General features: G+C 58.4%; 20 protein-coding genes and 1 pseudogene. 19 read left to right on the forward strand and 2 right to left on the reverse strand.

Annotation, left to right across the window (positions count from 1 at the left end):
* Positions 1–155 precede the first annotated feature (155 nt).
* Positions 156–1,388 (reverse strand): annotated as a pseudogene (locus tag AAY81_RS10840) (cation:proton antiporter); the annotation flags it as partial.
* Positions 1,389–1,605: 217 nt separating this feature from the next.
* Between AAY81_RS10840 and AAY81_RS04100 the strand changes: the two are divergent.
* From AAY81_RS04100 to AAY81_RS04165, 14 genes are all read left to right on the forward strand, one after another.
* Entirely contained in the window at positions 1,606–3,057 is a 1,452-nt protein-coding gene (locus tag AAY81_RS04100) for an MBOAT family O-acyltransferase (protein ID WP_205630846.1), read from the forward strand.
* 150 nt (positions 3,058–3,207) lie between these two features.
* A complete protein-coding gene (locus AAY81_RS04105; RefSeq protein WP_066661704.1) occupies positions 3,208–4,476 on the forward strand; it encodes a DHHW family protein in 1,269 nt (422 codons plus the stop codon).
* Between the two features lie 471 nt (positions 4,477–4,947).
* Positions 4,948–7,179, forward strand: coding sequence for an AfsR/SARP family transcriptional regulator (locus tag AAY81_RS04110; protein ID WP_169815794.1), 2,232 nt, complete (start codon positions 4,948–4,950; stop codon positions 7,177–7,179).
* Between the two features lie 114 nt (positions 7,180–7,293).
* Complete coding sequence (gene secA / locus AAY81_RS04115) at positions 7,294–10,119, forward strand: preprotein translocase subunit SecA (RefSeq protein WP_066661709.1); 2,826 nt, start codon at positions 7,294–7,296, stop codon at positions 10,117–10,119.
* Positions 10,120–10,167: 48 nt separating this feature from the next.
* The gene (gene prfB, locus AAY81_RS04120; RefSeq protein WP_066661712.1) at positions 10,168–11,256 is read left to right on the forward strand and encodes a peptide chain release factor 2; all 1,089 of its coding nucleotides are present in this window, start codon (positions 10,168–10,170) and stop codon (positions 11,254–11,256) included.
* Between the two features lie 11 nt (positions 11,257–11,267).
* Positions 11,268–12,086: a transketolase gene (locus AAY81_RS04125; RefSeq protein WP_066661714.1), complete on the forward strand. Its 819-nt coding sequence runs from the start codon at positions 11,268–11,270 to the stop codon at positions 12,084–12,086.
* A gap of 13 nt (positions 12,087–12,099) precedes the next feature.
* Positions 12,100–13,071 carry a transketolase family protein gene (locus AAY81_RS04130; protein ID WP_066661716.1) on the forward strand — a complete coding sequence of 324 codons (972 nt, stop codon included), beginning with the start codon at positions 12,100–12,102 and terminating at the stop codon, positions 13,069–13,071.
* Positions 13,072–13,127: 56 nt separating this feature from the next.
* Entirely contained in the window at positions 13,128–13,970 is an 843-nt protein-coding gene (gene ftsE / locus AAY81_RS04135; protein WP_066661718.1) for a cell division ATP-binding protein FtsE, read from the forward strand.
* Complete coding sequence (gene ftsX / locus AAY81_RS04140; protein ID WP_066661719.1) at positions 13,963–14,877, forward strand: permease-like cell division protein FtsX; 915 nt, start codon at positions 13,963–13,965, stop codon at positions 14,875–14,877. The genes ftsE and ftsX overlap by 8 nt, the downstream gene beginning before the upstream one ends.
* Before the next feature lie 24 nt (positions 14,878–14,901).
* Positions 14,902–16,185, forward strand: coding sequence for a S41 family peptidase (locus AAY81_RS04145; RefSeq protein WP_066661720.1), 1,284 nt, complete (start codon positions 14,902–14,904; stop codon positions 16,183–16,185).
* 5 nt (positions 16,186–16,190) lie between these two features.
* Positions 16,191–18,233: a ribonuclease R family protein gene (locus AAY81_RS04150; protein ID WP_066661721.1), complete on the forward strand. Its 2,043-nt coding sequence runs from the start codon at positions 16,191–16,193 to the stop codon at positions 18,231–18,233.
* 99 nt (positions 18,234–18,332) lie between these two features.
* On the forward strand, positions 18,333–19,418 hold the full coding sequence (locus tag AAY81_RS04155) for a M20/M25/M40 family metallo-hydrolase (protein ID WP_066661722.1): 1,086 nt from the start codon (positions 18,333–18,335) through the stop codon (positions 19,416–19,418).
* Position 19,419: 1 nt separating this feature from the next.
* The gene (gene smpB / locus AAY81_RS04160) at positions 19,420–19,890 is read left to right on the forward strand and encodes an SsrA-binding protein SmpB (protein ID WP_066661724.1); all 471 of its coding nucleotides are present in this window, start codon (positions 19,420–19,422) and stop codon (positions 19,888–19,890) included.
* Positions 19,891–19,898: 8 nt separating this feature from the next.
* Positions 19,899–20,435 (forward strand): hypothetical protein, encoded by a 537-nt coding sequence (locus AAY81_RS04165; RefSeq protein ID WP_066661727.1) that lies wholly within the window; start codon positions 19,899–19,901, stop codon positions 20,433–20,435.
* A gap of 126 nt (positions 20,436–20,561) precedes the next feature.
* Here the strand turns inward: AAY81_RS04165 and rpmB are convergent, their stop codons facing one another.
* Entirely contained in the window at positions 20,562–20,753 is a 192-nt protein-coding gene (gene rpmB / locus AAY81_RS04170; RefSeq protein ID WP_066661728.1) for a 50S ribosomal protein L28, read from the reverse strand.
* 308 nt (positions 20,754–21,061) lie between these two features.
* On the opposite strand from rpmB, the gene AAY81_RS04175 reads away from it, so the two are divergent.
* From AAY81_RS04175 to coaD, 5 genes are read left to right on the forward strand one after another with little or no spacing between them, the layout of a single operon-like run.
* The gene (locus AAY81_RS04175) at positions 21,062–21,412 is read left to right on the forward strand and encodes an Asp23/Gls24 family envelope stress response protein (protein WP_066661731.1); all 351 of its coding nucleotides are present in this window, start codon (positions 21,062–21,064) and stop codon (positions 21,410–21,412) included.
* Positions 21,413–21,458: 46 nt separating this feature from the next.
* The gene (locus tag AAY81_RS04180) at positions 21,459–23,090 is read left to right on the forward strand and encodes a DAK2 domain-containing protein (RefSeq protein WP_066661734.1); all 1,632 of its coding nucleotides are present in this window, start codon (positions 21,459–21,461) and stop codon (positions 23,088–23,090) included.
* Positions 23,083–25,299 (forward strand): ATP-dependent DNA helicase RecG, encoded by a 2,217-nt coding sequence (locus tag AAY81_RS04185; protein ID WP_066664944.1) that lies wholly within the window; start codon positions 23,083–23,085, stop codon positions 25,297–25,299. The genes AAY81_RS04180 and AAY81_RS04185 overlap by 8 nt, the downstream gene beginning before the upstream one ends.
* Complete coding sequence (gene rsmD / locus AAY81_RS04190) at positions 25,299–25,874, forward strand: 16S rRNA (guanine(966)-N(2))-methyltransferase RsmD (protein ID WP_066661736.1); 576 nt, start codon at positions 25,299–25,301, stop codon at positions 25,872–25,874. The genes AAY81_RS04185 and rsmD overlap by 1 nt, the downstream gene beginning before the upstream one ends.
* Positions 25,871–26,380 (forward strand): pantetheine-phosphate adenylyltransferase, encoded by a 510-nt coding sequence (coaD, locus tag AAY81_RS04195; protein ID WP_066661738.1) that lies wholly within the window; start codon positions 25,871–25,873, stop codon positions 26,378–26,380. The genes rsmD and coaD overlap by 4 nt, the downstream gene beginning before the upstream one ends.
* Positions 26,381–26,480 lie beyond the last annotated feature (100 nt).

A 26,480-nucleotide genomic window follows, 5' to 3' on the forward strand; every position in this document is an offset into this window, starting at 1 on the left:
ACGACTACGGATTGGATGGCTGCCGCGTTGTCGTCCTCGATTTGCGCGTTAAGGCGGGCGATGACCTTCTGCAATACGGCGATGCGTCGCTGCGCGAACTGCATCTCGGATTGCTCGTTCGTTTCCTCGGTTGCGGGGGCCAGCAAGGGCAGCGCGATGTTGGCGAGCACGAGCGTGCATACGATGACGCCCGATGCCAGGAAGATGATCAGGTCGCGTTGCGGGAATGCCGATCCGTCCGCCACTACGTAGGGCAGGCTGAAGACGATGGCCAGCGTAACGGCGCCCTTGGGGCCGCCGCACGTGGTGATCAGGGCGGAAAGCACGCGCTGCTTCCACTTGACCTTCGTGCGGTTTGCCCCGCGCCCGGCGCGGTAGTTCGTGGCGAGTAGCCACAGGAAGCGAACGAGCACGATGATGGCGGTGATGCCCAGGACCCAGCCGATGAGCTGCAGGTGCGATACTTCCAAGTTACCCCACACGACTTGCATGGCGCGGGGGAGCTGGAAGCCCAGCATGACGAACACGATGCCGTTGATGAGGTACGAAAGAAGATCCCATACGCTCTGCGACTTGATGTTGAGCTGCGAAATGCTCGGCCCAATGCGTTGGTCGTGATAGCTACCGAGTATGATGCCCGCGGTGACGACCGCCAAAACGCCGCTGAAGCCGAACACTTCTTCGGCGGCCAGGTAGATGGCGAAGGGGCAAAGGATGTCGTAGAGGATGTAGAAGGTGGTGGACTCCATGCCCGAATTGCGGATGCGGGTTTCCACGGCGTGAAGCACGAGCGCCATGACCGCTCCCACTGCGATGCCGCCTACGAAGAGCGTCGAGAACGACGTAATGGCTTCGCCTGCCGAAAAGCCTCCCGTCGTCGCATAGACGACCGCAAACTGGAACGCAACGACGCCCGATGCATCGTTGAGCAGGGCTTCGCCTTGAAGCAGGGCGTTATCGTCGCGATCGAGCTCGGCGCTTTCCGACATGGAGGCCACTGCGACCGCGTCGGTGGGGCCAAGCGTTGCCCCCAGGGCCAGGGCGACGGCGAAGGGCACGGCGGGAATGAGCCAGCTTATGAAAAGGCCCACGCCAAGGGTGATGGCGATAACCAAGCCGACGGCAAGCGACAGGATGATGTACCGGTTGCTCCAGAGCGCTGTCTTGTCGGCGTTCTTGGCGTCGTGAAAGAGCAGGGGCGCGATGAAGAGCAGCAGGAAGAAATCGGGGTCGAGCGTGGGGTCGATGGGCGAGAGGTAGAGCACTGCACAGGCCAGGCCCGTGCCGATTTGAATGAGGGGGAGCGAAACGCGGTGGGTGAACTGCCCGATTATGGCGGAGACGAGAATTGCTACGACTAAGATGAGAATGAACTCGAATGTTGCCAAAGGGCTTCCTACCTGCTTTCTTTTCCGTGTTCTTTTCTCTAGTGTACTAAATCGTTTTTTGCCTTTTGGAAAGCTCCGTCAGATTTAACCATTCCGTTCCCGAATATGCCCTTGCTACGCGCGCGTGGAAGGTTGCAATTCCGTTTCCGGAAAAGCCCTTATCTTCGGAGGCGTTTGTCGTGCGCAATCTGCTACCATGCTTTGCATATGGTAGGGGTTGAGCAGGGTCGGAAAGGGCAGCGAGGGCATGGTTTTCTCGAGTCTTGTTTTTCTGTTTGCCTTCCTTTCCATTCACCTCGTCGTCTATTTTTTCGCGCCCAAGCACTTCAGGAATCCCTGGCTTCTCATTTCCTCGCTTGCGTTCTACGCATGGGGTGGCCCGCAGTATCTGCCCCTTATCATGTTCGAGTCGCTCGCCAGCTGGTTTTTCGCGCTTCGCATTCAGTCGAGCCAGTCGGCTTCGCGCAAGCGGGCGAATCTCGTTGTGTGCTGCGTCGTTCTCTTGGGGTTGCTTGCGTATTTCAAGTACATGATGTTCCTTCTGGGCAACATCCAGTTTCTCACAGGCGTTCCCGCTGAAATTCCCACCATCATCCTGCCCATCGGCATCTCGTTCTACACGTTTCAGCTCATTTCGTACGTGGCCGACGTGTACCGAGGCGAAGTAACTGCACAACCAGCGTACTGGAAGGTTCTCATGTACGCTTCGCTGTTCCATCAGTGCATTGCGGGGCCCATCATCCGCTACGAGACGGTGCAGTCGGAAATCGACAACCGACGCGTAACGCGCAAGGACGTGTTCTATGGCGTGCGTCGTTTCTGCGTGGGGCTTGCCAAGAAGGCCATCCTGGCGAATTCCTGCGCCGAGGTGGCCGATACCCTGTTACCTACGGGCGTGGGCGCGGTGTTCTCCGAGCCCACGTTGGGCTGCTGGCTGGGCATGGTCTTCTACATGTTCCAGATCTACTTCGACTTCAGCGCGTATTCCGATATGGCCATTGGCCTGGGGCGCATGGTGGGCTTCCACTATCTCGAGAATTTCAATTACCCGTATATGGCCACGTCTATCAAGGATTTCTGGCGTCGTTGGCATATATCGCTCTCGTCGTTTTTCCGCGACTACGTCTACATCCCCCTGGGTGGCAGTCGCTGCGACGAGGTCCTGGTGGTGCGCAACTACTGTGTCGTGTGGTTCCTTACGGGGCTGTGGCATGGCGCAAGCTGGAATTACATCTTCTGGGGTTTGTTCTATCTAGGGTTTCTCATGCTCGAACGCTACGTCATCAAGGGACGCATTCCGCGTGGCCTCGACCATGTGTATGCCTGTCTGGTAGTACTTATGGGCTGGGTTCTCTTTCGCTTCGAAGATATGGGCGAACTGCTTTCGGTACTTGCCAATATGTTTCTGGTCGGGGGCGTTCCCCTTACGAGCATGGAAGTGGGGACGCTGTTCCTTCAGAACGTGTTTCTGCTTGCGTTTTGTATCGTGGCCTGCACCAACCTGGGCAAGGTCCTTCGAGGGAAGCTGTTCAAGATGGCGAAGCGCAATACCGTGGCGGGTGTGGTATTTGGCGTGACCGAGGCGATTACGCCCGTAGTGTTGCTCCTGCTGTCTGTCGTGTCCCTTGCAGGTGCCACGTACAACCCGTTCATCTATTTCCAGTTCTAAGGAGGTGCGAACGTGAACGATAGGGAATCAAGCAGCCGTGCTTCGCATGCGCGTCAGCATGAGGCGTCTCGGCCTCGCCATGGCGCGACTTCGGTCAAGCAGCCTCGTTTTAACCTGGCTGCATGCCAGCGATTTGCCGTGCGATCCGTCATGTTCGTCTTTCTCCTTGGCACGATCGTGGGGCTGGCGTTCTTCGCGCGTCCTTCCGTTTCCGAAGCGGAGAAGCGCGAGCTTACGGAGTTTCCCGCGTTTACCGTGGAAAGCTTCCTTGATGGCTCGTATTTCACGCAGGTGTCCCTGTGGTACTCCGATACGTATCCGCTGCGCGAGATGCTCGTTTCGGCCGATCAGAGTCTGAATGACTTGTTTGGCATTCAGCCGGAAACGCGCTTCGTGGGTGGCAACGTGCAGGCTGATGAGCTTCCCGCGGAAGGCGAGACGTCTCAGGGCTCCACCACCAAGACGCAGGAACACGAATACGTCGATACGCCCACCGAGCAAAGCCGCGATGCCGAAGTCGAGGACAGCATCATGGACGGCTTGTACGTACAGGGCTCGTCTGCCTATAGCATTTACTATTTTTCGCAAGCGTCAGTGCAAAGCTACGCGGCCGCCATGAACCATGCGGCGGAGCTGCTCGATGGCCAGGCCCAAGTCTATTCCCTCATCGTTCCCAACAATTCAGCTGCCTTGCTCGACGAGGACGTGCTCTCTTCGCTAGGCGGGACCGATCAGGCGCAGGCTATCAAGTACTTTTTCAGCCTTTACGACGAGCGGGTGATAGGGGTCGATCCGCTGGAGGCCCTGCGCGCGCATCGCGGCGAGTATATTTACTTCAAGACCGATCATCATTGGACGCAGCTTGGCGCATATTACGCTTATCAGGTGTTTTGCCAGCAAAAGGGCATCGAGCCCGTTGATATGCTCACGTGGGAAAAGCGCGTTTACCAGCCCTTCCTGGGGTCGTTCTATACCGAGCTGGGCGAAGATGCCGCCATGGCCGCCGACCCCGATTACGTGGAGGCCTACGTACCCTCCGCCACCAACGATATGACGTACGTTACGTCCGATGGCGAGGAGCTTGAGGGCAATGTGATCATGAGCGTTGACGGGTGGAGCTCGAACAATCTGTACAGCTGCTTTATCAACGGAGATCAGGCCGAGCAGCACATTCACAACCCCGAACTATCCGATGGTTCAGCATGCCTGGTGGTGAAGGATTCCTTCGGCAATGCGTTCGTCCCGATGCTCGTTGGCTCCTACGAAGACGTATACGTGATTGACTACCGATATAGCGATGCGAGCATTCCTTCATTCGTGAGGGAGCATGGCATTAGCGATGTCATCTTCGTAAATAACATCTCGCTTGCCGGTACGACGAAGGTGCCACAGCAGATAGAGGCTTTGCTTTCCGAGTGATTGCCGTGCCAGGCGGCGAACGGCATGATTTTGCTGGCGAACGGAAGCAAGCGATAAGTATTTACCTGGGCGTTTGTGGTGTGCGCGTCTTCGGAACGCAGTATGTTGCGCGTGGGTCGTGCGTAGGTGTTGCGCGTTCGTTGCGGCATACGTGCCGTGCTGTACAATCATGGTCCCCGATGTTGCCTCCTCTCTGCTACGCAGGAGGCCCTAATGTCCAAGTTTCTTCTTAATTCGTCATGCAATGGTTCAGCGCCCAAGAAATTCGCCCATTGCACCCTCTTCGACCGGGACGTGTTGCTCTTACGCATGATGCGCGATCGCATGCGCGTACGTCGCATCGTCGCGCCCGCCTCTTTCGGGAAGACGTCCCTTGCCCTCGGCTACGCCTCGGTTGTGTTCGGGTTCGAGCGCGTTTGTTGGGTCAGCGCCACGAGTCCTTGCTTTGTGCGCGATCTTGATGGTGGCTCGATGGGGGTCGAGCTCCTTGACATCGTGCCTCAGGGCCTGGTGGTGTTCGAGGACGTTCCGGCGTTGGATGCGCATCGCAATTCGTTGCTCGAAGACGTGTGTCGTACGCTTACTTCGGCGGGGGTCGAGGTTATTCTTACGGCAACGCCCGCAAGCAATCCTCTTCCCACCTGCGATGCGTGTGATACGCTCACGGCGCGCGATTTGATGTACGACGAAAGCGAATTGTCGATGGCCCGGATGTCCGATCCATCGTTGCGCATCGTTGAGGGTTCGTCGTGTCCCGCTGATCGTATTGCGGGCATAGCCATGCGTGACGACATTGCTCGGGAGCGTTTTCTGTCGTCCATATTCTGCAATGAATCACCCGCTGTGTCGGCGGTTCTTTTCGAGTCTCTGGTGCTGGGACGCGGAAGCGTTGATGGCCTGGTGGTGGGCAGGGCATTGCGTTCTTGCTTCGATTACGTGGAAACGCATTATCCGTTCGTGGAGGTGGATTCCGACGGGGGAGAGTTCCAGGTTCGGGGCTTTTCCATTGATGTGTCCATCCGGGCGGGGTTGCCCTACCTGAAGCGCATGGCGCTGGCAGCGGGATTCGAAGAGTCGTCCGCCTTCGTTGTTCGCCTTGCTGACGAACTGCTTTCTGCTGGTCGTTATGAGCGCGTTTCTCGTTTGATGAGCAGTGCGGTGGGAGTGCGTACCAAGACTCAGTGGCTTAGGTCGCATCAAGACGAGTGCGCCGAAGCGCTCTCATTGGCTTCGGTGGAAGAGCTGTACGAGTCCATCGCGTCCGGCAGCGTATTGCTCAGCGACGCGTTGCGTGCGGGTTCGGCCATGCGACGCCTGTTCATAGGCAATACGCTTCGAGCCTTCGATATGCTCGCGCGGCTGAGCGCGAACCCCGAATTGCCTGCCGCGTGCCGCTTGAAGTGCTCGTCGCTTGCCTTTCTTCATGCTGAAAAGGTCGATCGCGCATGTCGGGTGCTCTTGCATGGCGATTATCGCGCCTTGTCGTCTAAAACCGATGTGAAGGTGGTGGCCTACCTGTCGTTTTGGCTGCATGTCGACGACAAGGACGGAGGCGTTCAATCGGTGCTCTTGTCTTCTCGCAATACGCCCGGGGAGGAAGAAGCGTATGCCCTTGCCCTGGCATGCGCCGTCCATAATGCCCGCTTGCAGGGTGCCGACGTCGAATCTATTAGGCTTGCCTGCGTGTGGGCGGCTCGTTACGTATCGGGTAGGGCCATGTGCCTTTCCGCCTTCGTGCTGTTGCGTGAGCTTGTTGCCTACGTTGACGTCGAGGGCATGTCGCCGCTCGCTTCGCCCTTCTGCTCCATGGTCGAGCGTTGCCAAGCACAGATTGCCTCGCAGCAGGCGCTGTATCGCCGTGCCCATGCATCCGAAGATGTCATGAGGGGGCGGTTTGTCGGGCTTGAGTCGGGGCTGACGCTCATGCGCTCGCGTCCTCGCACTCCTTTGCTCCGCGTCAAGCTCTTTGGTGGCTTTCAGCTTGGCATCGATGGCGTGGATATCAACATGGATTACTTTTCGCGTATGAAGGTGCGGGCGCTTCTGGCGCTGCTCGTCATCGAAGCCGACAAGGACGTTCCGCGCGACACCGTTGCCGAGCGTCTTTGGCCCGATAGCTCTCTGTCGAAGGCGCGCCACAATCTGAATTCTACGTATTCCCGCCTGAAGAAGGCGCTTACGTTGCCCTCGGGGGAAAGCCCCTACGTCACACGCACGCAAAACGTCCTGCGCCTCCGGGGCGCTCTGGTGGAAAGCGACACCATGAATCTGAATGACGTATGCCACACCATGCGGTTCAACCGCCTGGATGCCGATGGCTACAATCGTCTGCTCGGAGAATTGCGCGCGGTGTACTCGGGCGAATTGCTTCCCGGAGATGGGTGCGATTACCTGGTGAATTACGCACGGAACGAATTCCGCCACAAAACGGTTGATGCTGTGCTCTGCGCAGCGCGCGCGTTGCAGACCCAGGGCGAAAACGAGATGGCGCTTCTTTTCGCGCGACAGGCCATCGAGTGGGATGCGTATCGCGAGGATTGCTACGAGATGCTCATGAATCTTCAAGCTCGGTGCGGGCAGCGTCCCGCAACGGGGGAGACGTGGTCGCTGTATTGCCGCCGTATGCGCGAATTGGGCATGGAGCCTTCGCTTCACATGAATAAGCTCTACGCGCGCATTATCTCTTCTGAGGGCGTTGCCTAGAGCCAACCGAGTATCCGCTGGGTAACATTGGTATTACTGTGAACACCTTGCGTCTATGCTAGAGTGAAACGTTGATAACTATGGGGTGTACCGTTCACAAGAAAGTGAAGCTCAATGGGATTGTTTTCCAAGATTCTCACGATGGGCGAGGGACGCCAGCTCAAGAAGTACCAGGCTGTCGTCGATCGTATTAACTCCCTCGAAACCGAAATGGAAGCGCGTAGCGATGAAGAGCTCCGCGCCCTCACGTTCGAATTCCGCCAGCGCATACAGAATGGCGAAAGCGAAAACGAACTGCTTCCCCAGGCCTTTGCCTGCGTAAGGGAAGCATCCAAGCGCACGCTGGGGCTGCGTCACTTCGACGTGCAGCTCATCGGCGGCATGGCGTTGAACGATGGCCAGATCGCCGAGATGAAAACAGGTGAAGGCAAGACGCTCGTCTCCACGCTCGCCGGTTACCTGAATGCCCTGGGCGGCAACAACGTTCACATCGTCACGGTCAACGACTATCTGGCCAAGCGCGACAGCGAGTGGATGGGCCGCGTCTATCGCTTCCTGGGCATGGAAGTGGGCCTCATTCAGAATGGCATGCGCCCCGAAGGCAAGATTCCTGCCTACAAGGCCGACGTCACGTATGGCACGAACTCCGAATTCGGCTTCGACTACCTGCGTGACAACATGGTCACGCGTGCCGATAGGCGCGTGCAGCGTGGCCATCATTTCGCGGTCGTCGACGAGGTCGACTCCATTCTCATCGACGAAGCGCGTACGCCGCTCATCATCTCGGGCGCGGGTAGCCAGGCTGCCGATACGTATCGCAAGTTCGCGCGTGTCATGCCCGGTCTGCGCGAGGGCGAGGACTTCGAGATGGACGAGGCGAAGCGCACCATCACCGCTACGGAAAGCGGCTTGGTGAAGATCGAGAATCGTCTGGGCATCGAAGATCTGTACAACGATCCCTCTGGTCTGCTTGCAAATCATCTGCAGCAGGCTCTGAAGGCTCAGTTCCTTTTCCATCGCGACAAGGATTACGTGGTCGCCAACGGCGAGGTGAAGATCGTCGACGAGTTCACGGGTCGTATCATGGAAGGCCGTCGCTGGTCGGAAGGCCTGCATCAGGCTATCGAGGCCAAGGAAGGCGTGCTGGTAAAGGAAGAGAACCAGACGCTTGCCACCATTACGCTGCAGAACTACTTCCGCCTGTACGAAAAGCTCTCGGGCATGACGGGTACCGCCATGACCGAGGATTCCGAGTTCAGGGAGATTTATAAGCTGCCGGTCATGGCTATTCCGCCGAACAAGCCGGTTGCCCGTAAAGACGAAAACGACCTGATCTACCGCACCATCGATGCCAAGTTCAATGCCGTGGCCGACGATATTCAGCGTCGTCATGATGCGGGCCAGCCTTGCCTGATTGGTACGGTGTCCATCGAGAATTCCGAGCGTCTCTCGCGCCTTCTCGACAAGCGCGGCATCGTTCACGAAACGCTGAATGCGAAGAACCACGAGCGCGAAGCTCATATCATTGCCCAGGCTGGTCGCGTTGGTGCCGTTACCATCGCTACGAACATGGCTGGTCGTGGTACCGACATCCTGCTTGGTGGCAATCCCGAAGTGCTCATGGAAGACGTGCTGCGCGGTAGGGGGCTCAACCCCGACTTGGAACCTGGCACGGAAGTCGAGGAAGGCGAGATGCCCGCAGCCTCCGAAGAGCAGCGCGCCCTAGCGCTGAAGGAGGCCAAGGCCATCACCAGTGCCGAGCACGACAAGGTGCTCGCTGCGGGTGGCCTTTGCGTTATCGGCACCGAACGCCATGAGAGCCGTCGAATCGACAATCAGCTGCGCGGTCGTGCTGGCCGTCAGGGCGATCCGGGTTCCACGCAGTTCTATCTCTCTCTGGAAGACGATCTGATGCGCCTGTTCGGTGGCGACCGCATGGACAAGATCGGCGCCATGATGGAGCGCACCGAGATGCCTGAGGACATGCCCATCCAGGCGTCCATGGTATCCAAGGCCATCGAGAACGCCCAGCGCCAGGTCGAGACGATGAACTTTGCCGCACGTAAGAACGTGCTGGAATACGACGACGTCATGAACCTGCAGCGCAAGGCCATCTACGAGGAGCGCAATGCCATCCTTGACGGCAAGGACGTCTCCGAGCGCGTTCCCGAAATCATGCGCGATTGCGTAGAACCCGTCGTTCAGGAGAACTGCCCCGACCGTTCGCCCAGCGACGACTGGGATATGCATTCCGTCGACGTGTGGGTTCAGAACATGGATGGCGTGCCGTTTTCCGTGGAATCCGTCGATCACGAAGACGACCCCGAGATCGTAGCCGACGCCATCGTCGACGAATTCACCCGCGTCTATGAGGAAAAGCATGCGCTTTTGGGCGACGAGGTCATGAAGGGCCTCGAGGCCAACATCATGCTTCGCATCATTGACACCCGCTGGATGGAGCATCTGTCGAACATGGATTACCTGCGCACGGGCATTGGCCTGCGTGCGTTTGGCCAGCGCGATCCGCTCGTCGAGTACAAGAACGAGGCGCATCGCGCATTTGGCGAGATGACGAGCGGTATGTACGAGGCGTTCCTGCGCACCATCCTGCGTCTGCAGATCGCCAAGAAGGCCGCTCCCAGCGTGCCCGAGCAGGCTGATCCGCTGCGGGGCAAGATCAGCTACTCCTCGCCCCAGCAGACACTCGACGATTCCTCGCGCAGTACGGCTCAGCGCGTGCAGCAGGCGGCCGCAGCTGCGCAAACGTCGGCGCCCGTGCCCACCGCCGTTCCCAAGCCCGCCGCTACGGCCAAGCCGTCCACCTTCGTGAAGGACAAGGACGATCCCTACGCCAACGTGGGTCGCAACGACCTGTGCCCCTGCGGCAGCGGCAAGAAGTTCAAAAAGTGCCACGGCCGTCCGGGCATGCTCGACAACTAGGCATCACAGCGCGTTCGCCTTTTGGCGAACGCGCGCATTAGGAAGACAGTGACAGATCTGAAAGACATACAAGAACTATCTCGCAGGCTCGAAGCCGCCCGCGAGTACCTGCACATTCAGGAGGCGACCGAACGCCTGGTAGAGCTCGATAAGGAATGCTCCAAGCCCGATTTCTGGAACGATTCCGATCGAGCGCAGGCCATTTCCAAGCAGGCGAGCGATACGCGTTCCACTATCCAGGCATTCAACACGGCTTGTAGCGTGCTCGAAGACATTCGCACGGCATGCGACCTTGCCGACGAAGACCCCGATTTCGCGGAAGAGGCCGAGGCCGCGCGCAATCGCCTCGTTGCCATGCTCGATCAGTTCGAAATCGAGTCGTGGTTCGATGGGCGCTTCGACGAGGGTTCCTGCATTGTGACCGTCAACCCCGGTTCCGGTGGTCTCGAGGCCCAGGACTGGACGGAAATGCTCTTCAACATGTACTCGCGTTACGCCGAGGAGAAGGGGTGGGATGTCAAGGTGCTCGACGCCCAGCCAGGCGAAGTCATCGGCATCGAGCGCGCCAGCTTTCAGGTCGACGGTCGTTTCGCCTACGGCATGCTGCGCAGCGAAATCGGCGTGCATCGTCTGGTGCGCATTTCGCCTACCGACGACAAGAAGCGACGTCACACCACGTTCGCCAGCGTAGAGGTCATGCCCGTTCTTCCCGACGACATCGAGGTCGACCTCAATCCGGCCGACGTTCGCGTCGACGTGTACCGCTCAAGCGGTCCGGGCGGGCAGTGCGTGAACACCACCGACTCTGCCGTGCGCCTCACGCATATGCCTACGGGCCTGGTCGTTACGTGTCAGAACCAGAAATCCCAGCTTCAGAACAAGGACGCGGCATTCCGCGTGCTGAAGGCGAAGCTCTACGAATTGGAAGAGCGCAAGCGGCAGCAGGAGATTGCCGAATTGCGCGGCGAAAAAATGGAGAATTCCTTCGGAAGCCAAATACGCAATTATGTGCTCTACCCTTATCAGTTGGTTAAAGATCTGCGCAGTGGCGTCGAGACGGGCAACGTCGACGCGGTGCTGGGTGGGGAACTCGAGGAATTCGTCATCGGCTATCACCGTTGGCGTGTTTCCCAATAGGAAGGATTAGGATGGACTCAATGGCTTTGCAAGATCGTGCGCGTGCCATGCGCGTCGATATCGTGAAGATGATCGCCGAGGCAGGTAGCGGCCATCCGGGTGGCTCCCTTTCGTGCATCGACATTCTCACGGCGCTCTACTTCGGTGGCGTCATGAAGCACGATCCGGCGAACCCTGCCGATGATATGCGCGATCGCTTCATCCTCGCAAAGGGTCACGCCGCCCCGGCTCTCTATGCCGCCTTGGCGCATGCTGGTTATTTCCCTCAGGACGAGCTCATGACGCTCCGCAAGCTCGGCACGCGTCTGCAGGGCCATCCCGATTGCCATTTGGTTCCGGGTGTTGAAGTGTCCACCGGTTCGCTTGGCCAGGGCCTTTCCGTGGCTGCCGGCCTTGCGTGTGGTCTGCGCCTGAACAGCAACGATGCCCGCGTCTTCACGGTGCTCGGCGACGGCGAATGCGAAGAGGGCCAGGTATGGGAAGCGGCTATGTTCGCTGCGCACCAGAAGCTTGGCAACCTCATCGCCATTGTCGACTCCAACGGCCTTCAGATCGATGGTCCCGTTCAGGAAGTCGTGCAGGACGGTTCGCTTGCCGACAAGTTCAAGGCGTTTGGCTGGAGCGTATCCGAAGTCGACGGACACGACATCCCCGCGCTCATCGAGCACCTTTCCGCCCTCAAGCAGCAGGGTGGCCAGGTGCCGCACGCCGTCATTGCCCACACGGTAAAGGGCAAGGGCGTTTCGTTCATGGAAAATCAGGTGGGCTGGCATGGCAAGGCCCCCAATGCAGAGCAGCTGGCCACCGCACTGGCCGAGCTTCAGGCTTAGAGGAGGCCCAGGCATGGTAGAATTCGCCACTCCCGAACAGGCTCAGGAGAAGAAGGCCACGCGCGCTGCGTTTGGCGTAACCCTTGCGGAACTCGCTGAAGAGGGCGTGCCCGTCGTTGCCGTAGACGCCGACCTTTCCGGCTCCACCACCACGGCCAAGTTCGCCAAGGCTTCCGATGACAACGCCAAGCGACTGTTCAACTGCGGCATTGCCGAGCAGAACATGATCGACGTGGCCGCGGGCCTTTCCCTGGCTGGCCAGATTGCCTTTACCGGTTCGTTCGCCGTTTTCGGCACGGGCCGCGCGTACGACCAGATTCGCAACACGGTTGCCTATTCCGGTCTGAACGTGAAAATTTGCCCCACGCATGCGGGCGTTTCCGTTGGTCCCGATGGCGGTAGCCACCAGATGCTGGAAGACGTTGCGCTCATGCGCGAGCTGCCTGGCATGACGGTGCTCGTCCCCGCCGATTACGAAGCTGCCCGCAGCTCCATCAAACTCGCCGCGAAGACCGATGGCCCCGTGTACGTGCGCATGGGTCGTGCCGCCGTCCCCGCTGTCTACGCTCCTGGCGTGGAACTTGAAGTTGGCCGCGCATATGTGCTGCGCGAAGGTACCGATGTCACCATCGTTGCCAATGGCGTGGAAATCCGCGAAGCCCTGCTGGCTGCCGACGAACTTGCCGAACGCGGCATCTCCGCCGAGGTCATCGACGCGTTCTGCGTGAAGCCGCTCGACGAGGAGACCATCCTCGCATCGGCTCGCAAGACGGGTCGCGTGGTCGTTGCCGAAGAGCATTCCAAGTTCGGAGGCCTGTGCTCGGCCGTTGCGGAAACGCTGGCGCTGAACCATCCCACGCGTTGCGCTTTCGTGGCCATGAACGACAAATTCGGCAAATCCGGGTCGTTCGAGGAGCTCATGTCGTACTTCGGGCTCGATTCCAAGGCCATTGTTGAAGCTGTGGAGAGCATCGTGGCAAAATAGCACCATGCTAGAATGGCATTGTGTCTCAGTACATCACTATTCGAACGGAGCATTCTGTGACAAACGCTAACAACCAAGGGACCAATACGCCTGGTGCGTATCCCGCGGGTGCGCGTGCGGGTCATGCCAAGCAGATGACGGCCCAGCTGTCTTCCACTCTGCCTGACCTCGACCTCGACAGCATGCAGCAGCCTTCGGGCACTCCCGTCGTCACGTTCGACCATGTGACGAAAATCTATCCCGCTCAGCCTAGCAAGCCTGCGCTCTACGATGTGTCTCTGCAGGTCTACGCCGGCGAATTCGTCTTCCTGGTCGGTCATTCTGGCTCGGGTAAGACCACGCTCACGCGTATGATCATTCGCGAGATCAAGCCTACGGAAGGCCATATTTACATCGCCGACGAAGACCTTTCCACCATGCGCAATTGGCGCGTGCCGTACCTGCGCCGCAACATCGGCACGGTATTCCAGGACTTCAAGCTGCTTCCGAACAAGACGGTCTTCGAGAATGTCGCGTTCGCGCTCGAGGTAATCGGCAAGTCGCGCCACGTCATCCGCACGCAGGTGCCCGAGGTTCTGCGCCTCGTTGGCTTGCAGGACAAGCTCGACAAGCGCCCCGATCAGCTTTCCGGCGGCGAGCAGCAGCGCGTTTCCATCGCGCGTGCCATCGTGAACCGCCCGCCGCTGCTCATCTGCGACGAGCCTACGGGTAACCTCGACCCGCAAACGTCGCGCGGCATCATGGATCTTCTGGAACGCATTAACCGTACCGGCACCACGGTGCTCGTTGCAACGCACGACCGCGAAATGGTCGATAACATGCGTCGTCGCGTTATCGCGCTCGACAAGGGTCATCTCACGCGCGACCAGGACAGGGGGGTGTACGGTTTCGATGTCTAGTTTGGGCTATTTCTTCTCCGAGTCGCTCAAGGGGTTCGCTCGTAACCTCTCCACGGCGCTCGGTTCCATCGTCACGATTTTTCTCTCGCTGATGATTATCGGAATCTTCCTCATCGGCGGTTTCGTTGTCGACAACATCGTCAACTCCGTCGAGAGCAAGGTTTCCATCACGGCGTACATCGCCGACGATGCTTCCGAAAGCGACATCCAATCGCTTCAGAATGAAATCAAGAGCATGAGCGGCGTTTCCACCGTTTCCTTCACCACGAAGGACCAGGCTCTCGAGAACTTCAAGAACTCCATGACGAGCAATCCCGAAATCGTCGACCAGCTCGATGGCGAGAACCCGCTTCCCGCCTCCATCGAAGTTGAGCTTTCCGAAGCTCAGCAGGTCGAAGATGTTGCCGACCAGATCTTGAACAACTCTACGTTCCAGAAGATTTGCGACAACACCAGCGATCCCAGCGATTCGCTCAAGTATGGCCAGAAGACGGTCGAAAAGCTGTTCACGGTTACCAACTACATCCGCTACGTCGGCATTGCCTTGGTTGCCCTGCTCATCTTCATCGCATTCGTGTTCATCAACAACACGATTCGTCTTTCCATTCTTGCCCGTCGCAAGGAAATCGCCATCATGCGTCTCGTGGGTGCGTCCAATAACTTCATTCGTGGGCCCTTCCTCATGGAAGGCGCACTGCATGCCATCATTGGCGCTGCTCTGGCGGTCGTCGTGCTCGAGTTGCTCCGCAACCTGGCCATGCCTCGCTTCCAGACGGCATTGCCCTGGCTGCCCATCGACATTGCAGGCTCGTCATTCCTCTTCATTTACGTTATCCTGTTCGTGAGCGGCCTGGTCATCGGCCTGCTCGGTTCGACGCTTGCCATGCGTCGTTACCTGAAGGTGTAGTAAAGGAATCGTGGGCTAGCGCTCATGGCGCGCAAGATTACACGCAACGCTAAGAAAAGCATTCGCAAGCGCGATGCGCACAACATCAGGCTGATCAAAATGCTGGTCAGCCTGTTGTTCGTGGCTGCTGCCTTCCTTGCCGGCTTTGCCCTACGCGGTAACGATGTCGTGGTCGACCGCTTGGGTCTCGACGATTCCTCTGCCGATAGCTCCCAGAATCCCGGTCTTACCGTATCGGGCAACACATACGATTCGCTTTCCGCGCGCGTAGCGGAGATTCAGGGCATCCTTAGTTCCGAAAGCCTCGATACGTATAGTCTCGATACGGCTACGGAAAACGTGCTCAAGGCGCTTGCCGATTCTACCGATGATTCCTATCTGCGTTATTACGACGAACCGCACTACTCTGCGTACCTAAAGGAGATGTCTGCCACCTACGCAGGTGTTGGCATTCTCTTCGCTGAGAGCGACGGCCAGGCGTATGCGGTCGATATTTTCTCGGGTTCCGAAGCCGAGGCTGCCGGCGTGCAGACGGGGGATTTCGTCGTCGCTATCGATGGCGATCGTGGCACCGATGGTTGGACGGCTGCCGAGGTCGTGAAGCAGGTTTCCCGTGATAGGGGCAGTTCGGTCGTTCTTACGTTCCGTCGTCCCGCATCGCTCGACGCCGAAGGCGGCGACGAATTCACGGTCACGCTTACGTGCAGTGATTATTCCGAGCCCAATGTAACTACCGAGCTCGTCGACGGCGTTGGCTACATCAAGCTTGCCCAGATCACGCAGAATGCCGATACGCTCGTGGAAACCGCCGTCAACTCCCTTGCTGCCGAAGGTGCGAAGAGCTTCGTGCTCGATTTGCGGGACAATCCCGGCGGTTATCTGACGCAGGCCGTCGACATCGCTTCGCTGTTCGTTGGTAGTGGCACGATCGTGAATATCCAGACGAAGGCATCTACTTCTACGCGCACCGCAACCGGTTCCGTAGCAACGACGCTGCCCTTAGTTGTCCTGGTGAACGGTAATACCGCGTCTACGTCCGAGGTTATCGCCGGTGCCCTGCAAGATACCGACAGGGCGGTTATCGTGGGCGAGCGTACCATGGGCAAGGGTTCCGTTCAGTCGGTGGTGGAGCTCTCCTTTGGTGGGGCCCTTCGCTACACCAGCGCCTATTACAGTACGCCCAAGGGCTACGCCATCGATTCCAGTGGCATTTCTCCTGACGTCGTTGTAGCCGATAACGCCAGCGAAGACGGTGACGAGCAACTGAACCTGGCACTTGAAACGGCGCGTTCGCTCGAGACTGTATAATTCGCATGCCTCGATCTCGTCGCAACACGCGTCGTCGCCCCAAGAGCAATCCTCGGGGCGTCATTTCGATTCTTCCCGATGGCTTCGGCTTTGTGCAAACGGCCGAAGGCGAGTTCTTCGTTCCCGCTTCGAAGATAGGCGGCGCCTTCGATGGCGACGAAGTGGAGCTTGTCCCCATTCGGGTCAATCATGATCGCCCTCAGGCTGGCAAGAGCCATAACCAAGTGGGGGAGCGTCCTTCTGCTCGCGTTGTTGCAGTAGTGCATCGCGCGCATGAGACCCTTATTGGGCGTTACGAAGTTGCCGATCCGTTTGGCGTCGTCGTGCCCAGCGATCGTCGCATTCCCTACGATGTGTTCACCATGCGCGCGGATAATCCCGACATTCCCGATGGGGCTATCGTGCGCGTGCGACTCAACGCATTTCCCTCGCGCAAGAGCGCTGCTACGGGTGTTGTGGAAGAGGTGCTTGGCATGAGCGCCGATGACCCCGGCATGGATGTCGAGGCCGTCATTGGACGCTACCGACTCGAGACTACCTTTTCCGAAGGGGCGATTGAGCAGGCGAATCGCGCGAGCGTATGCGAGTCCGATGCTCTTGCTCATGGCTATCGCGACATTCGCGATCGATTCGTCTTTACGGTCGACCCCGTTGATGCGCGCGACTTCGATGATGCCCTATCGCTGCAGGAGCTGCCAGAAGGCGGCTTCCTGCTGGGTGTGCACATTGCTGACGTAGCCCATTACGTGCCGTGGGATTCTTCTGTCGACCTTGATGCGCGTAGGCGTGCGACCAGCGTGTACGCCGTGGATCGCGTGATACCGATGGTTCCCGAGCATCTATCCAATGACATTTGCTCGCTTGTTCCTGGCGCAACGCGCAGGGCTATGACGGTCGATATCCGCATGACGCCATCGTGGCAGGTCGAACACGTTGAGGCATATGAATCGCTCATCGTTTCCCAGGCGCGTCTCTCGTACGAGCAGGCGCAATGCTATATCGACGCGGAGGATGCGCAACATGCCAGGCTTCTTGCCCGACGTGAAGACGAACCCCATGCCGCGATGCCCCTAAGCGATCGTTCTTCGGAACTGCTGTTTGATGCCTTGCGTTCCCTGAATGCCATGGCTCATGCGCGCATGGCCAGGCGCCAGGCCAAAGGGGGCATGGATTTCTCCTCTCGCGAGGCAAAGGTCGTACTCGATGGGGAAGGGGCTGCCGTTGACGTGCGCATTCGCGTGAAGACGGATGCCACGAGCTGCATCGAGGAGGCTATGATTCTCTGCAACGAGTGCGTTGCGGAAATGCTTCGCGATGCGGAATCGCCCTCGGTCTTTCGCGTACATGATGCTCCTTCATCCGACGCGCTTGCCGATTTGGTCGGTGTTCTCCATGAGTTTGGGTACGACCGAGAGGTTGCGCCCGAGCGCGTCGTCGCAGGCAATCGTCATGCGCTGCAGGGCATGCTTGCCCTTGCGAAGGGCCGCCCCGAAGAGGAGCTGGTATCCTCGCTGGTGCTTCGTAGCATGAAGCGTGCCGAGTATCGTCCGCGCTGCGAGGAGCACTATGGCCTCGCAAGCGAGGCATATTGCCATTTCACCAGCCCTATTCGACGTTACCCCGACCTTGTTGTGCACCGTGCGCTCAAGGCCCTCATTCATGGCGAGAGTGTACTGTCTGCTTCCCAGGTCGAGTCGCTTTCGTGGATATCCGAGCATTCCTCGAAGATGGAGCGCATTGCTGACGCATGCGCTCGGGAGACGCAGGAAATCAAGCTCGTGGAGTACATGGCTCGCTACGTGGGGCAAACGCTTCATGGCATTGTTTCGGGCGTTACTTCGTATGGACTCTACGTACGGTTCGATACTACTTGCGAAGGATTTCTGCCCGTTCGTTTCCTGGGATTCGATTACTTCACGTTCGATGCTCAGCACCATCGTCTGGTGGGGCAGGATACCAATCGCTCATATCGCCTGGGTCAGCCCCTGCGTGTAATCGTGCATGACGCGCCCGCCCATGCGCGTAAGCTCGACCTGCGCTTGGCGTAGCATTTCGTAGCCCTTGTATCAAACGCGCCTTGCCTTAATGCGGCGTGCTTCCTTCGCGTATAATGATGGGCGAAATTCAAGGAGAATAGAGGTCTCATCGTGAATGACGAACAGTTCAAATATCTAAAGTCCCTGGTGGAGACGCCCTCGGTTACTGGTACGGAATACAACGTGGCTCGTTTGGTGCGTGAGTACGTTGCCGATATTGCCGACGAGGTGGAAACCAACGTTATGGGTTCCGTGCATGCCGTCCTGCATGCCGCGCAGCCCGAAGACAACGATGCGAAGGTGCCTTCGGTTCTCATCGCCGCGCATATGGACGAAATCGGCCTGATGGTCCATTACATTTCCGACGATGGCTTCCTGTACGTTTCCGCGGTGGGCGGCGTGGATGCCGGCCTGCTCCCCGGCCTGCGCGTTGACGTCCACACGAAGGACGGCGATTTGCGTGGCGTGGTGGGCCGCATGCCCATTCACCTCATTCCCGCCGACGAGCGCAAGAAGGTTGCCTCGATTGACAAGCTCTGCATCGACCTTGGCATGCCTGCCGAAGAGGTGAAGAAGCGCGTGCGCATTGGCGATACCATCACGTATGGCGTTGGGTGCGAGCACTTCGGACAAGGTATGGCCGTCTCCCGTGCCTTCGACGATCAGGCGGGCGTGTTCATTGCCACGCGCGTCATGGAAGAGCTTGCCAAGGCAGGGGATAGCAAGGCCGATTACGTGTGTGCTGCAACCGTGCAGGAGGAAATTGGCTGCCGAGGTGGTCTCACGAGCGCATTTAGCGTCCATCCCGACGTAGCCATTGGCTTCGATGTTACGCATGCCACCGATTATCCCGGTATCGACAAGAACAAGTTTGGCGGCGTTGAGTGCGGTGGCGGCCCCGTGATCGCACGTGGTCCCAACATCAACCCCGTCGTTTTCGAGCGCCTGGTCATGGCTGCCGAAGAAGAGGGAATTGCCTATCAGCTCGAAGCTGAACCGGGCGTCACGGGCACCGATGCCGGCCCCATGCAGGTCCAGCAGGGTGGTATTGCCACGGGTCTGGTTTCTCTGCCGCTGCGCTATATGCATACGCCCAACGAGGTCATTTCGCTTGCCGATGTGGAGGGCTGCATCAAGCTCCTCACGCGCTTCATCCGCGACCTCGATTCCGATATTTCGTTCGTTCCGGGTATGTAACATGGCCAAGCGCGAGGAAAAGCTCATTGCCAAGAATCGACGTGCGCTTCATGAATACGAAGTGCTGCGCACGTACGAATGCGGCATCGTCCTCACGGGCACCGAAGTCTGTTCGCTGCGCGAAAACAACTGCCAGCTGAACGATTGCTTCGCGTTGGTGCGCAAGGGCGAGGTGTGGCTCATGAACCTGCACATTGCCCCGTACAGCCACGGGAACATTGCCAATCCCGACCCCGATCGGAATCGTAAGCTCCTGCTGCATAAGACGGAAATCCGTTCGCTGCTCGAGCAAACGCGCGAACGTGGCATGGCCCTCGTTCCCCTGAAGATGTATTTCTCCACGAGCAATATGGTCAAGCTCGAACTGGCCGTTTGCCGTGGCAAGAAGCTCTACGACAAGCGTCAGGACATGCGCGCCCGCGATGCGAAGCGCGATGTCGAACGCGCATTGAAAGACCGCTCTCGTTATTAGGAGACCCCATGGCCGATCTCGAGGATGTACTGTTCGAAGACGAAGACGACGAGGAAGTCGAAGCCGCCTTGGCCGAGCTTGCCGAGGAAGAGGATGTCGAGTACGAGTACGTCTACGTCGACGAAGACGGGAACGAGATTCCCGCCGACGAGGTAGACGACTTCGACGAGGAGCCCCTCGAGTCCGAGGACGTCGAAGAGCTTGGCGAAGAGGACGTCACGTACGTCTACGTCGACGAAGATGGAAACGAGATTCCCGTCGATGAACTCGATGACGTTGAAATCGTCGAGGAAGACGAGGCGGAGGAATACGTTTACGTCGACGAGGATGGCAACGAAGTCGTCCTCAGCGAAGACGAATTGGAAGGCTATGAAATCGTCTCGGAGGATTCCGACGACGATAACCCGCTTGCCTATGACAAGGTTCAGCGCGCAACCGACGATCTGAACTCCATTGCCCGCGAGGGCATCCAGATGGGCAGGGAATTGAAGGAGACGGTCGACGATTTCAAGTCGCTGCTCGACTTCAAGAGCATGTTCAAGTAATCCCGAACTCGTTTCGGCAACTGCAAGCGGCCTCATGCAGGGAATGCATGAGGCCGCTTCGTTGTAGGACAATAAAAAACCCGCTCGAACGAGCGGGTTTCAATTCAGAACGTATGCCAAGAAATGTTAGGCGCGTTCCACCTTGCCGGCCTTCAGGCACTTCGTGCAGACGTTGGCCTTGCGCACATGACCCTTTGCGTCCTTGATGGTGACGCGCTGGATGTTCGGGCGGAACATGCGGTTCGTAACACGGTGCGAGTGGCTTATGTTACGACCAGCAACAGGTGCCTTGCCGCATACTTCACAGATCTTAGACATTCGTATCACTCCAGACGGTTATGTTCTATGCTTGCCAAACATATCCAGGCAAGCGTGGATTACCAAAAGCTCTCGTACTATAACATGGATATACGGGAGCGCCAACACTTTTATGAGTTGCTTGCCGCCCGCATCCATCGTTTCTTCGTAAAGGGTGCCCCTTTCGCGCCATATGGCGTTCGTTGCTTATGGAGAACTCGCCTTTACTTCCCAGGGCTTCTGAAGCAGTTTAGCCTATGGGGTATACTGAAAAGCTGACAAATTGACGTAGATCAACCGAATTTGCGTGTACCGTGAAAGGATACCCAATGCCAGATATTATTTCCGGTGAGCTTCACGTCGCCAATGATGTGCTGTCCGACCTGGTCGGCAATGCCGCAATGAACGTATACGGCGTAGTCGGCATGGCCGCGCCTTCCGCGTCCGACGGCATCGCCAAGATTCTCCCCGCGTCGCGTCTGCGTCGTGGCGTGGTCGTGCAGACCAGCGAAAACGGCGTGCATGTTGATTTGTACGTCATCATCGAATATGGCACGAACATCAATGTCATTTCCCAGAACCTCGTCGAGGCGGTCGAGTTTGCGCTCACCAATTACGCTCAGGTGCCCATCACCGGCGTCGACGTTCACGTACAGGGTGTAAAGGTGCGCAATATCTAAGCGGGTTCACGAAGCAAGCGAATCCGAACAAGGAGTTTAGACCGATATGTCAGAAACATATACGAGTAACGATATCTTGAATGCCATCGCGGTAGCTGCACGCACGCTGGGCGAGCGCAAAGACGAGGTCAACCGCCTCAATGTGTTCCCCGTGCCCGATGGCGACACCGGAACGAACATGTCGCTTACGGTGAAGATGGTCGTAGACAACCTGGCCAAGCTTCCCATCGGCTCTTCCAATGCCGATGTTCGCAAGGCCATCACCACGGGTGCGCTCATGGGCGCGCGTGGCAATTCGGGCGTTATCACTTCGCAGATCCTTCGCGGTCTGTGCGAGGGTGCGGCCGACGCTACCGAGTTTTCCGTGGCTTCCATCGACAAGGCGTTCGACCAGGCCGTAACCACGGCATTCCAGGCCGTGCGCAAGCCCGTTGAAGGCACGATTCTCACCGTTCTGAAGGACACCGCCGCAGCGGCTCGTCGCGCCAACAAGAAGAAGATGGAGCTCGACGAAGCGCTCGCGTACATCGTTAGCGAATCGTACGCCTCCGTTCAGCGTACGCCCGAGCTGCTTCCCGTCCTTGCGGAAAATAACGTGGTCGATGCTGGCGGCTATGGCCTTGCCATTCTGCTCGACAGCTTCGTTTCCGCCATCACTGGCCGCGAAGCCCCCCTGGGCGACGAGCTCGCCTTTTCGCGCGGTTCCGAACCCAAGGTTGAAATCGAGCAGATCAACGACTGGGAAGGTTCCCGCTTCCGCTATTGCAACGAGTTCCTGGTAGATTCCGAGACGCTCGACAAGGACGAGGCGCTCGACTTCCTTTCTACCATGGGCGATTGCGAGCTCTGCGTGGGCTCTGTTCCGAAATTCAAGGTGCATGTGCATTCGAACACGCCCGACAAGGTGCTTGCCTACTTCCTCGAGCGTGGCCAGATCTCCGAGGTTTTCATTCATAACATGCAGCTTCAGGCGGCCGATCGTAACGCCAAGCTTGCCGAAGAGCAGGAAGCCGAGCACAAGGCGCTTGGGTTCGTTGCTGTGGCGGCGGGCGAGGGCAATGCCAAGATCCTCGAGAGCCTGGGTGTCGACCGCGTCGTTTCTGGCGGTCAGACTATGAATCCCTCCACGAAGGACCTGCTCGACGCCGTAAACAGCGTGAATGCCGACGCCGTCATCATTCTTCCGAACAACAGCAATATCATCATGGCTGCTCAGAGCTGTGCTGGCGTTTCCGAAATCCCCTGTGGCGTGGTTCCCACGAAGAGCGTTCCGCAGGCGTTTTCCGCTATGTTCGCTGCCAACGCAGAGGCCAGCTTGGAAGAGAACGTCGAAGCCATGTCTGATGCCATTGGCGAGGTTCGCACGGGCGAAATCACGCAGGCCATCAAGGATGCCAAGGATGCGCATGGTAACCCCATCAAGAATGGCGACACCATCGGCATCGCCGATGGCTCCATCGAAGCGGTTGGTGCTTCCACGGAAGAAGTAACGCTTGCCCTTCTTGAATCCCTCGAGGCGGAAGATGCCGATACGCTCACTCTTCTGGCCGGTTGCGATTTCTCCGATGAACAGCTCGACGCGCTCGTAGAGCGCATCGAAGAGGCCTACGAGGATCTTGAGGTCGACGCCCACCGCGGCGAGCAGCCCCTGTATCCCATCGTGTTTGGCCTTGAATAGCGAATCGCTATCATCTCGCAGGTCCCAGGCCGCATTCTCCCTTGATTCCCCGGTTACGGTCATCAAGGGCATTTCAGGAGTGCGGGCTGGGGCCTTGCGTTCTCTGGGCATAGAGTCGCCGCGCGACTTGCTTGCGCATTACCCTCGCAGGTACCTCGATATGAGTCGGGTTTCCACGTGCGCAGATGCCCGCATTTCCGATTCCTGCACCGTCGTCGGCACCGTGTACGAGGTGAAGGTCAAGCGCCCGAAGAATCTCGTGCTCACCGAGATAACCATCAACGACGGTACGGGCACGTTCATCGTCACGTGCTTTCGGCAGCCTTGGTGGGGGAGCAAGCTTTCCCGGGGCAGTCGCATTGCCGTTTCGGGCACCGTGGAGTTCAATTTCGGCTTCAAGCGCATGAAGAATCCTCTCATCGAGGTCATCGAAGATCCAGCTCAAGAAGTCACCGGCGCCATCGTGCCCGTTCATCCTGCATCTGAAAAGCTTCCCGCGAATACCATGCGCAAGCTTGTTTCCGCTGCTCTCGATATGTCGACGGGGCTTGAAGACCCCCTGCCGCTCGATTTGCGTACGCGCTATAGGCTCATGTCGCGTGCGTCGGCGCTTCGTTGCATTCACTTTCCCCGCACCATGGAAGAAAGCGCGGCAGCCCGTAGGCGTCTTGCCTACGAAGAGGTGCTCATGCTCGAACTGCATCTCATGCGCTCTCATGTTGCGCAGGCGGCACGCGAGCAGGCTCTGGCCCATGTTGTAAACGGGCCTTGTTGTGCGGCGTTGCGCCAGGCCATTCCCTTCGAACTTACGTTGGAGCAGCAGGATGCGGTGAGCGATATCCTGGGGCACATGTCTCAGCCTTTGGCCATGCACCATATGCTTTTGGGCGACGTGGGCACAGGCAAGACGGCCGTTGCCGCGTTCGCCCTGGCTGCGGTGGCCGATTCCGGCACCCAGGCGCTCATGATGGCGCCCACCGAAGTGCTTGCACGACAGTACGCCCGCTCGCTTGGTGCCTGGTTCGATGCCGCGGGCATTTCGTGGGGTGTACTCACGGGGTCTACCGATTCCGATGCACGTGCTGCTTTGCTGGACCGTCTTTCCTCGGGCGAGCTTAGTGTGCTGTTTGGTACGCATGCCCTTATCGAGCCCGAAGTGCAGCCCAGGTGCTGTTCGCTTGTGGTCATCGACGAGCAACAGCGTTTTGGCGTCGCTCAGCGTAACGCACTTATCGAGAAGGGCCGCGCGGCCGATGTCCTTTCGCTCACGGCAACGCCCATTCCGCGCTCTCTTGCGCTGGCTACGTATGGCGATATGACGTTGTCGTATCTGCGTAGCAAGCCTCATGAGCATGCCGCCACCGCTACGAAGGTGCTTTCGTATTCGCAGATAGGCGAAGCATACGAAGCGGCTCGTAATGCGCTTGATGCAGGTAGGCAGGTCTACGTGGTGTGTCCGCTTGTGGGGCAGTCCCATAGCCAGAAAGATGGCGCGGCGTCCGAGCGGCGCAATGATTCGCCTGATTCCCGCTCCTCGCAAGAGGGAGAGCAATACGTGTATGCCTCCATTGCCATCGAGGATGTGGCCGATTTTCAAAACGACGATACGCGGGCGGCCATCGAGCAAGCTCGCTTCCTCGAACAGAAGATTTTCTGCGGGTATCAGGTCGGCGTCTTGCATGGCCGCATGAAGGGTCCGGAAAAGCAGGCTGCTATGGCCGATTTTGCCGAGGGCCGTACCCAGGTGCTCGTTGCGACTACCGTTATCGAAGTGGGCGTCGACGTTCCGAATGCCACCGTCATGGTTATCCAGGACGCCGATCGCTTTGGCCTGGCCCAGCTTCATCAGCTACGTGGCCGCGTTGGCCGTGGACAGGCGGCGGGCGAGGTCTTCCTCGTTTCCGGCAGCAAGGCTCCGCTTGCTCTCGAGCGCCTTTCCGCTATGGAGCGCATTTCCGACGGGTTCGAACTTGCCGAATACGACCTTTCGCTTCGCCGCGAAGGCGACATCTTGGGCAATAGGCAGCACGGCACATCCACGTTGAAGCTGGTAAACGTCGTGCGCGATGCCGCTCTCATCGAGGCGGCGCATGCTGACGCGCGGGCGCTGCTCGATGCGGACCCTGATTTGAACCAGCCCGAGCACCGCGCGCTGCGCTACGAGGTGGCGCGCGCTTTCCCCGAGCAAGCTCAGAGAAAGGAAGACTAATGCGTATTATTGCAGGCGAATTCCGCGGGAGGCCCCTGCGGGCTCCCAAGGGTCGCACGACGCGACCCACCGTCGACCGCGTACGTGAATCGCTCATGAGCACCATTATGTCCGCTCGTGGCACATGGGAGGGCGCATATGTTCTCGACGCCTTTGCGGGCAGCGGTGCCCTGGGTATGGAGGCGCTTTCCCGTGGGGCCGAATATGCGTGCTTCTGCGAACGCGATCGCGAAGCGCTTGGCTGCCTTGCCGTGAATACCGTCATGGCTGAACCCCAGCGCACGCGCATCGCGCGTGTGGACATCGAGAAGCGTCTGCCTCCGATTCCTGATTCTCCCTTCGACTTGGTGTTCTTCGATCCGCCCTATGCATACGGCGTCGAAGTGGTGGCGGGCGTGCTGAAGCGCCTCGATGAGGCGGGCATGCTTGCCGATGATGTGCTGATTAGCTATGAACATGACGCATCCGTCGATTGTTCCGATGCGCCGGAATTCGTTGCCCTACAATTGCATCACCTTACCCGGAAGAAATACGGTGATACCGCTCTCGACCTGTTCAGAAAGGAACTCGCATGAAACGCGCGCTCGTGCCCGGCACATTCGACCCCATTACGGAAGGGCATCTGGACATCATCCGCCGTGCTTCCCAGATCTTCGATGAGGTGATCGTTGCCGTGGCCGCTTCGCCCAACAAGGGCGGTCGCAGCAGGCTCTTCACGCTCGAGGAGCGTGTCGAGCTGGCTCGCAAGTCGGTTGCCGACATTCCGAATGTGCGCGTCGAGCCCTTTAGCGAGCTGCTCGTTTCGTTCGCGCGTCGCATGGATGCGAAGGTTCTGGTGAAGGGCCTGCGGGCTATCACCGACTTCGAATACGAGTTCCAGATGACTGCTATGAACTACGACATTGACCGCGAAGTCGAAACCGTGTTCATCATGTCGCCCCCGAAGTACATGTACCTCTCGTCTTCCATCGTGCGAGAAATTGCCAGCTTGGGTGGGCCGTTCCGCGAGTTCGTTTCCGATCCGGTCTATCGCGCGCTTTGCGAAAAGTACGATTTGCCCCTCAATGAGCAGGGCGAATAGCGTATAGCGACGTATCAATCCCCTTGTTTGCCAGCTTGGCATTGTGGCGGGGAGAGTCCATCGAGCGCCATTGACGGCCTGCGTCTAGGGCGTTTTCAAC

The sequence above is a fragment of the Denitrobacterium detoxificans genome, assembly GCF_001643775.1.
In the GTDB taxonomy this organism is placed as follows: Bacteria; Actinomycetota; Coriobacteriia; order Coriobacteriales; family Eggerthellaceae; genus Denitrobacterium; species Denitrobacterium detoxificans.